A 7,053-nucleotide genomic window follows, 5' to 3' on the forward strand; every position below is an offset into this window, starting at 1 on the left:
CCCCCCGGCGCCCCCCCCCCCCCCGCGGCCGGGGGGCCGGGCGGCGGCCCCCCCCGCCGCGCCCCCCCCCCCCCCCCCCCGGCCCCCCCCCGCCCCGGCGCGCCCCCCCCCCCCCCCCCCCCCCCCCCCCCCCCCCCCCCCCCCCACTGTTTTGCCCCCGACTGTTCTCCCTGCCGGGAGGCGGGTAAGGTTAGGGTAACCTCAGCGATCAATGCTGCGGGGGTTTCCCTATCAATCCCGTACGGGGGTGACCGCATGTACGTCTGCTCTTGCTTCGGCATCACCGAGCAGCAGGTACGTGAGCATGCGGAAAGCGGGGCGTGCACCCCCCGCCAAATAGCCTCGGCCAGCAAGGCGGGCACGGACTGCGGGTCCTGTGTGCGCCGCATCCAGGCGCTGCTCGGGCGTGGCGCCGGATGCCCGCGCCGTGCGGTCCTCGACCACCTCGGCGCCGAGGGCGCGGCCACCGCGCTGGCCGCCGAGGAACCGGGGCCGTTGACGACGGCGCCCCTGCCCGTCACCGAAGCGGCCTGAGCACACCGCCCCCGGGTCGGGGTCGTGCGCGCGCCCGGGCGATTCCGTCCCCGGTGGACGTCGATGCGGCCGGCCCTGATCAGTGGCGAGCCGTGAACAGGGAACCGCGGGAAGTGCGGATCAGCTCTCCGGCTGCTCGATGAGCTGGGCGATGTACAGCGGCTCGCCGAGCTTCTCGATCAGTTCGAGCTGGGTGTCGAGGTAGTCGATGTGCTTCTCCTCGTCCTCCAGGATGCTTTCGAAGATGTTGGCCGAGGTGATGTCGCCCTTGGTGCGCATCACCTCAATGCCGCGCCGCAGCCGGTCGATCGCCTCCACCTCGACCTGCCGGTCGGCCTGGAACATCTCGGTCACCGTCTGGCCCACGCGTACGTGGAACAGCCGCTGATAGTTGGGCAGGCCCTCCAGGAACAGAATCCGATCGGTCAGCACCTCGGCGTGCTTCATCTCGTCGATCGACTCATGGCGGGTGTACTTCGCGAGCTTGGTCCAACCGAAGTTCTCCTGCATTTTCGCGTGCAGGAAGTACTGGTTGATCGCGGTGAGCTCACCAGTGAGCTGCTCGTTGAGAAATTCGATGACCTCGGGGTCGCCCTGCATCGCAGAGACTCCTTCCAATCCATGCGGGAACGGGAGTTCGCGCGCATCCTTGCACCGCGCCGCCGACACCGTCCAGTAAGTGCATGCTTAGTATGAGTTGCCCGAATGGGAGAGCCGCTGGTCACGACCACCCCCGAAGGTCTGACACCATGGAGGCATGGGTCAGCCGGAAAACCACGAAGGGGCGCAAGAACAGCTACCTCCGGGGCAACGGCTACAACGGGGTTGGCCGGTCACCCACTATGGCCCGGTGCCCAGGTTCCGCCCGGATCGCTGGGAGTTCCGGGTATTCGGCGCAACGGCCGACGGCGACAAGCACTGCTGGACGCACGAGGAATTCTCGGCGTTGCCGTACTCCACGATCGTGGCGGATCTGCACTGCGTCACGAAGTTCAGCATGCTGGGCGCCGAGTGGGGCGGCGTGGCGGCCCGACACTTCCTGGAACTCGCGCCACCGGCCCCCGATGTCACCCATGTGATGGTGTGGGCCGAATACGGATTCAGCTCAAATCTACGACTCGCCGATTTCGCGGCCGAGCGGACCATTTTCGCCACGCACAAGAGCGATGAACCACTCACCGCCGAGCACGGATTTCCGGTCCGACTCATCGTGCCCCAGCTCTATGCCTGGAAAGGCCCGAAATGGGTGCGCGGCGTGGAGTACATGACGGCCGACCGCCGCGGTTTCTGGGAAGAACGCGGCTACCACAACATCGGCGACCCCTGGCGCGAGCAGCGCTACTCGTACCAAGAAGAACCGGGCGACGGTCCCGAGCTGTAGCCATGGTCCACTCGTACGGCCGCAGGGGCGACGGTCACAGCCGCCGCCCCGCACGGTCGGTGCCGAGCGGGGCGGCGACGGGCGTACGGCACGGGGCCGGGGTGGGCGTACGGGCCTGACGGGCCCGGGGTCGGTCAGCCGGCGCGGAGTTCCTTGAGCCGGGCCACGTCGGCGGCGTGCCCCTCCTTGCCGCCCGGCGTCTCGATCACCAGCGGTACGCCGGCGGTCGCCGGATGCGCGAACAGGTCACCGAAGGCGTCGGACCCGATGTGCCCGGCCCCGATGTTCTCGTGCCGGTCCTTGTGGGCGCCGACGACGTCCTTGGAGTCGTTGGCGTGGATCAGTTTCAGCCGACCTTCGCCGACCACGTCGACCAGTTCGTCGAGCAGCGCCTTGGTGCCACCCGCGGCGGCCATGTCATGGCCGGCGGCGTACGCGTGGCAGGTGTCCAGGCACACGCCGAGCCGCGGATGGCGGTCCAGCGCGTCGAAGTAGGGCCCCAGGTCCTCGGCGAGCGAGCAGAGCGAGGCGCCCTGCCCCGCGGTCGGCTCCAGCAGTAGCCACGGGTCATCGTCGTGCGTGAGCTCGTCGAGCAGCGGCAGCATCCGCTCCCTGACCTGCGCGAGCGCGACGCTACGGGCCCGCCCGCCGGTGGCCGAACCGGTGTGCACGACCACCCCGCGAGCCCCGATGGCACGGCCCCGGCGCAGCGAGTGCCGCAGCGACTCCACCGACTTGTCGACCGTCGCCGGGGTGTGCGAACCGAAGTTGATCAGATACGGCGCATGGACGTACGCGGGGATCGAACCGGCGGCGCAGCCGGCGCGGAACTCCTCGTCCTGCCGCGGGTTGCCGGGCGGAGTGGCCCAGCCGCGCGGATTGGCGACGAAGACCTGTACGGCCTCGGCAGCCAGCTCCCGGGCGTAGGAGAGCCCCACGGAGGCGAGGCCGCCGGCGACGGGGACATGGCCGCCGACGGGGTTGCGGGTGCGGATGACAGACGTGCTCACCCACCCAGGGTGCCAGCCGCCTTGCCGTGGCGGGGCGGGGGCCCGGGTGGCGTCGGCCACGCGGTTTCCCTGCGGGGGGCGTGCGGGGAGTTGCCGTGCCCGGCTGGCGGAACTCCGAGGCACCGGCCCGGTCACTGACGCATGCGTCCGGGTCGGAGCCCCGGCCCGCGGGCACGGGCCGGGGCCACCCGGCTACCGCACCCGCAGCGTGATCTTGCTGCCCTTGGGCGCCTCGTCGCCGCCGCTGACGGACTGGTCGAAGACCTTGTCGCCGAAGAAGAAGCGGGTCACGCCGACCTCGAAGCCGGCCTCTTCCAGCTTCTCCTTGGCGTCGTCCAGGCTGTCGCCCTCGACGTCGGGGACCTCGATCATCTCCTTGCCCTTGGAGAGGGTCAGGGTGATCGTGTCGCCCTCGGCCGCGCGCGCACCCTCCGGCGGGTTCTGCGCCGCGACGGTGTCCTCGTCCTCGTCCGAGTAGATCGGGTCGGGGGCGATCTTGACCTCGAAGCCGGCCTCGCGCAGCTCGTTCTCGGCGTCCTCCGTCGGGGTGCCGATGACGTCCGGCACGTCGATGGGCGCGCCCTTGCTCACGACGATCGCCACGGCCGTGTCGGGCCGGCGCTCGGTGCCCGGCCGCGGGTCCGTACTGAGCACGTCGCCCTGCTCGGTCTCGTCGCTGAACCGCTCGGTCACCTTGCCGACGCTCAGCCCCGCGTCCTCGATCTTCTTCTTGGCGTCCGCCAGCGACATCCCGGCCACCCCCGGCACCTCGGCGAGCTCCGTACCGCGCGAGACGGTGAGGGTGACCGTGCCGGTGCCCCGGATGCGGGCGTTGCGCTTCGGGTGGGTCGAGATGACCTGGCCCTTCTTCACCACGTCGCTGAAGTCGTGCTTGATCTTGACGTCGAGCCCCGCGTCCCGGACCTTCTTCTCGGCCTGCGCCTGCTCCATGCTGAGCACCGCGGGCACGTGCGTGAACTGGCCGGAATTGATGTACCAGATGCCGGCGCCGACGCCGAGGAGCAGCAGCAGCGCCGACACCGCCAGTAGGATCGGACGGCGCGGCATGCGCAGCCCACCGACGCGGCGGCGGGCCGGGGGCGGCGGTAGCTCGTCGTTGACGGGGCGCTCGGGCACCAGCCGGGGGCGCCGCAGCACGCGCGTCGCGTCGTCGGGCTCGGGGCTGGGCCGCGGCTGGCGGCGGGTGCCGGTGGCCGACGCCGGCGCGGCGGTGACCCGGGGGAGCACGCTCGTACGGTTCTCGGCGCCGGCGCCCGGCACCGGCGCGCCCAGCGTGCCTTCCTTGGCCCGCGGCGGCGCGACGTCGAGCTGTGCGTCGGTCAGGCCCGCGCGCACCGTCTGCACCAGACCCCGGAACTCGGCCGCGCCGGCCGGCCGCTGCTCCAGGTCGCGCGCGGTCGCGCGGGCCACCAGGTCGTCCAGCTCCGGGGCGAGCCCGGGCACGCTGGCCGACGGCGGCGGGACGTCCTTGTGCAACTGCTGGTAGAGCACCTGCGCCGGGGTGCTGCCCGCGTGCGGCTTGCCGCCGGTCAACATCTCGTACAGCACCACGCCACAGGCGTAGACATCGGCGCGGGTGTCGGCCGTGCCGTGCTCGATCTGCTCGGGCGCCAGGTAGGACACGGTGCCGAGGACGGCGTCCGTGGAGCTGTTGGTGGCCGTGTCGACGGCGCGGACCAGGCCGAAGTCGGCGACCTTGACCCGGCCGTCGTCGCCGATCAGCACGTTCTCCGGCTTCACGTCGCGGTGCACCAGGCCGGCCAGGTGGGCCGCGCCGAGTGCGGCGAGCATCGGTTCCACGACGTCCAGCGCGATCCGCGGCTGGAGCGCACCGCGCTCGCGCAGCACGTCCCGCAGCGTGCAGCCCGCCACGTACTCCATCGCGAGGTAGACGTACGTGCCGTCGGTTCCCTGGTCGAACACGCCCACCACATTGGGGTGGTCGAGCCGGGCCACCGACTTGGCCTCGCGGATGAACCGGTCGACGAACGCGGCGTCCGTCGCCAGCGCCGGGTGCATCACCTTGACGGCGAGCACCCGGTCGAGTCGGGTGTGGACGGCCCGGTAGACCGTCGCCATCCCACCGACGGCGATCCGCGCCTCGATCCGGTAGCGGCCGTCGAGTACCTGTCCGACGAGCGGGTCCTGAAGGGTCGTATCCACGAGAAAGAAGTCTACGAGCCGCCTCCGACACGCGGACTCACCAGCATCGGCGCCAGCCGTGACTGAAGCCGAACGGTGACCGGAGGGTGGCACTCCCGTGCGGTGGGGGCGCTGCGCGGGGGTGGTGCGTGGGGTCGGTGCCGGGGCCGGGCCACGGGTGGTGTCGTACGGGGTCGGCATCGGCACGGTTGCCGTTCCGTCCCTACGTGCGCGTGTGCGCGAAGCGGCTCCTACCCCTTCCCGTGTGCGTGCGGGCGAAGGGGCCCACGGCTCCGGTCTCGGCTCCCGCGCCCCTCGCGCGCGCGTGCGCGCAACGGCCCCCGGCCCCGGCGTCATCTTTCCGCGGGGCGGGCCCCCGGCGGGCCGCCCCCCCCCCCCCCCCCCCCGCGGGGGGGGGGGGGGTTATAAAAAAAAGCGCCCCCCCCCCCCCCGCGCGGGGGGCTCTGGCGGCGCCGCCCGCCCGGCGGGCGGCCCGCCCGGGGCGCCGGCCCGCGGCGCTGTACGGGCCGGCCCACCGGTTTCTCGGGTGCGTCCGGGGCCCGCCGGGCTCAGCCGAACGCCGGCCGCTCCGGGTCGAGTTCCGCCCGGCCCGCCTCGGGGGACGACGCGCGGGCGAAGTGGCGGCGGGGGATGCGGCCGGCGCGGCTGGCCAGCCGGCCCGCCGAGACCGCGTACCGCATCGCCTCGGCCATCAGCTCCGGCTCCTGCGCCCGGGTGACGGCGGACGCCAGCATGACGGCCGCGCAGCCCAGTTCCATGGCGAGCGCCACGTCGGAGGCGGTGCCGGCGCCGGCGTCCAGGACGACCGGAACCCGGGCCTGTTCCACGATGAGCTCGAAGTTGTGCGGGTTGCGGATGCCGAGCCCGGAGCCGATGGGCGAGCCGAGCGGCATGATCGCCGCGCAGCCGACGTCCTCCAGCTTGCGCGCGAGCACCGGGTCGTCATTGGTGTACGGCAGCACCGTGAAGCCGTCGTCCACCAGCGTCTCGGCCGCGTCGAGCAGTTCGATGGGGTCCGGCAGCAGGGTCCGCTCGTCGGCCACCACCTCCAGCTTCACCCAGTCCGTGCCCAGCGCCTCGCGGGCCAGCCGGGCGGTGAGCACGGCCTCGCCCGCGGTGAAGCAGCCGGCGGTGTTGGGCAGCACCTGGATGCCGAGCCGGCCCAGCACGGACAGGACGGAGCCCTGCACGGTGGGGTTGAGGCGCCGCATGGCGACGGTGGTCAGCTCCGTCCCCGAGGCGATCAGCGCACGCTCCAGGACCTCCAGGCTGGGCGCCCCGCCGGTGCCCATGATCAACCGGGAGGCGAACTGCCGGTCGCCGATGGCCAGCGGGTCGGCGCAGGGCAGGAACCCGGCGGCTGCCGCACCGGCACCGGCTGCCGCACCGGCACCGGCCGCCGGGCCGGGAGGGGCGGTGGAAGCGCTGGGCGCGGCGCCGGGTGCGGGCTGGTGGGGCTGGTGGTGGTGCTGATCTTGGTACTGGTACTGGTCGAGTGTGGGGTGGGACATGGGGGACGGATCAGCCTCCCTGGACGGCGGTCAGGACCTCGACGCGGTCCCGGGCGGACAGCGCGGTGGTGGGCCACTGCCCGCGGGGCACGACGGTCTCGTTGACCGCGGCGGCGACCCCGCTGGAGGCGCCGGTCAGCGTGGCGACGAGCTGGTCGAGCGTGATGCCGTCGGGCACCTGGCGCGGCTCGCCGTTGACGGAGACGGTGAGGGGTACGGAGACGCTCATGCTTGCTGCTCCTGGGGTGCGTCGGCCGGCCGGGGCGACCCGGCGGCTGGGTGGACCGGGGAGGGGAGGGCCGGGGTGGCGGGTGTCGCGGCGGTGTGCACGGGGTACGCGCGCGGGGGGCGCGCGGGGGCGGGCACGGGCGCGGGCGCCGGGGGCGGGGGGGTTTTAACCACTGCGCGGCCCCCCCGCCGCCGGCGAGGGGGG

8 protein-coding genes are annotated in these 7,053 nt (G+C 73.0%); 2 read left to right on the forward strand and 6 right to left on the reverse strand.

Features of this window, described 5'->3' with window-relative positions; genetic code table 11:
• A partial coding sequence (locus AAHZ94_RS25330) for a hypothetical protein (RefSeq protein WP_349995489.1) occupies positions 1-212 on the reverse strand: 212 nt, incomplete at its 3' end.
• A gap of 43 nt (positions 213-255) precedes the next feature.
• Here AAHZ94_RS25330 and AAHZ94_RS25335 point away from each other — a divergent pair.
• Positions 256-534 (forward strand): (2Fe-2S)-binding protein, encoded by a 279-nt coding sequence (locus AAHZ94_RS25335; RefSeq protein WP_349995491.1) that lies wholly within the window; start codon positions 256-258, stop codon positions 532-534.
• 120 nt (positions 535-654) lie between these two features.
• On the opposite strand, the gene bfr is transcribed toward AAHZ94_RS25335, so the two are convergent.
• Positions 655-1,134 carry a bacterioferritin gene (gene bfr, locus AAHZ94_RS25340; RefSeq protein WP_349995493.1) on the reverse strand — a complete coding sequence of 160 codons (480 nt, stop codon included), beginning with the start codon at positions 1,132-1,134 and terminating at the stop codon, positions 655-657.
• Between the two features lie 157 nt (positions 1,135-1,291).
• Between bfr and AAHZ94_RS25345 the strand changes: the two genes are divergently transcribed.
• Positions 1,292-1,915, forward strand: a complete 624-nt coding sequence (locus AAHZ94_RS25345; protein WP_349995495.1) for a sulfite oxidase-like oxidoreductase — start codon at positions 1,292-1,294, stop codon at positions 1,913-1,915.
• A gap of 134 nt (positions 1,916-2,049) precedes the next feature.
• Here AAHZ94_RS25345 and AAHZ94_RS25350 read toward each other — a convergent pair whose 3' ends face one another.
• The 4 genes from AAHZ94_RS25350 to thiS all read right to left on the reverse strand — a co-directional run bounded on the left by AAHZ94_RS25350 (position 2,050) and on the right by thiS (position 6,849).
• Entirely contained in the window at positions 2,050-2,925 is an 876-nt protein-coding gene (locus AAHZ94_RS25350) for a deoxyribonuclease IV (RefSeq protein WP_349995497.1), read from the reverse strand.
• A 192-nt stretch (positions 2,926-3,117) separates the two neighbouring features.
• A complete protein-coding gene (gene pknB, locus AAHZ94_RS25355; protein ID WP_349995499.1) occupies positions 3,118-5,109 on the reverse strand; it encodes a Stk1 family PASTA domain-containing Ser/Thr kinase in 1,992 nt (663 codons plus the stop codon).
• Between the two features lie 548 nt (positions 5,110-5,657).
• The gene (locus AAHZ94_RS25360) at positions 5,658-6,401 is read right to left on the reverse strand and encodes a thiazole synthase (RefSeq protein ID WP_502964777.1); all 744 of its coding nucleotides are present in this window, start codon (positions 6,399-6,401) and stop codon (positions 5,658-5,660) included.
• 229 nt (positions 6,402-6,630) lie between these two features.
• Entirely contained in the window at positions 6,631-6,849 is a 219-nt protein-coding gene (gene thiS / locus AAHZ94_RS25365) for a sulfur carrier protein ThiS (protein WP_349995501.1), read from the reverse strand.
• Between the last annotated feature and the right edge of the window lie 204 nt (positions 6,850-7,053).

This window comes from Streptomyces sp. HSW2009 (assembly GCF_040240285.1).
Lineage (GTDB): Bacteria > Actinomycetota > Actinomycetes > Streptomycetales > Streptomycetaceae > Streptomyces.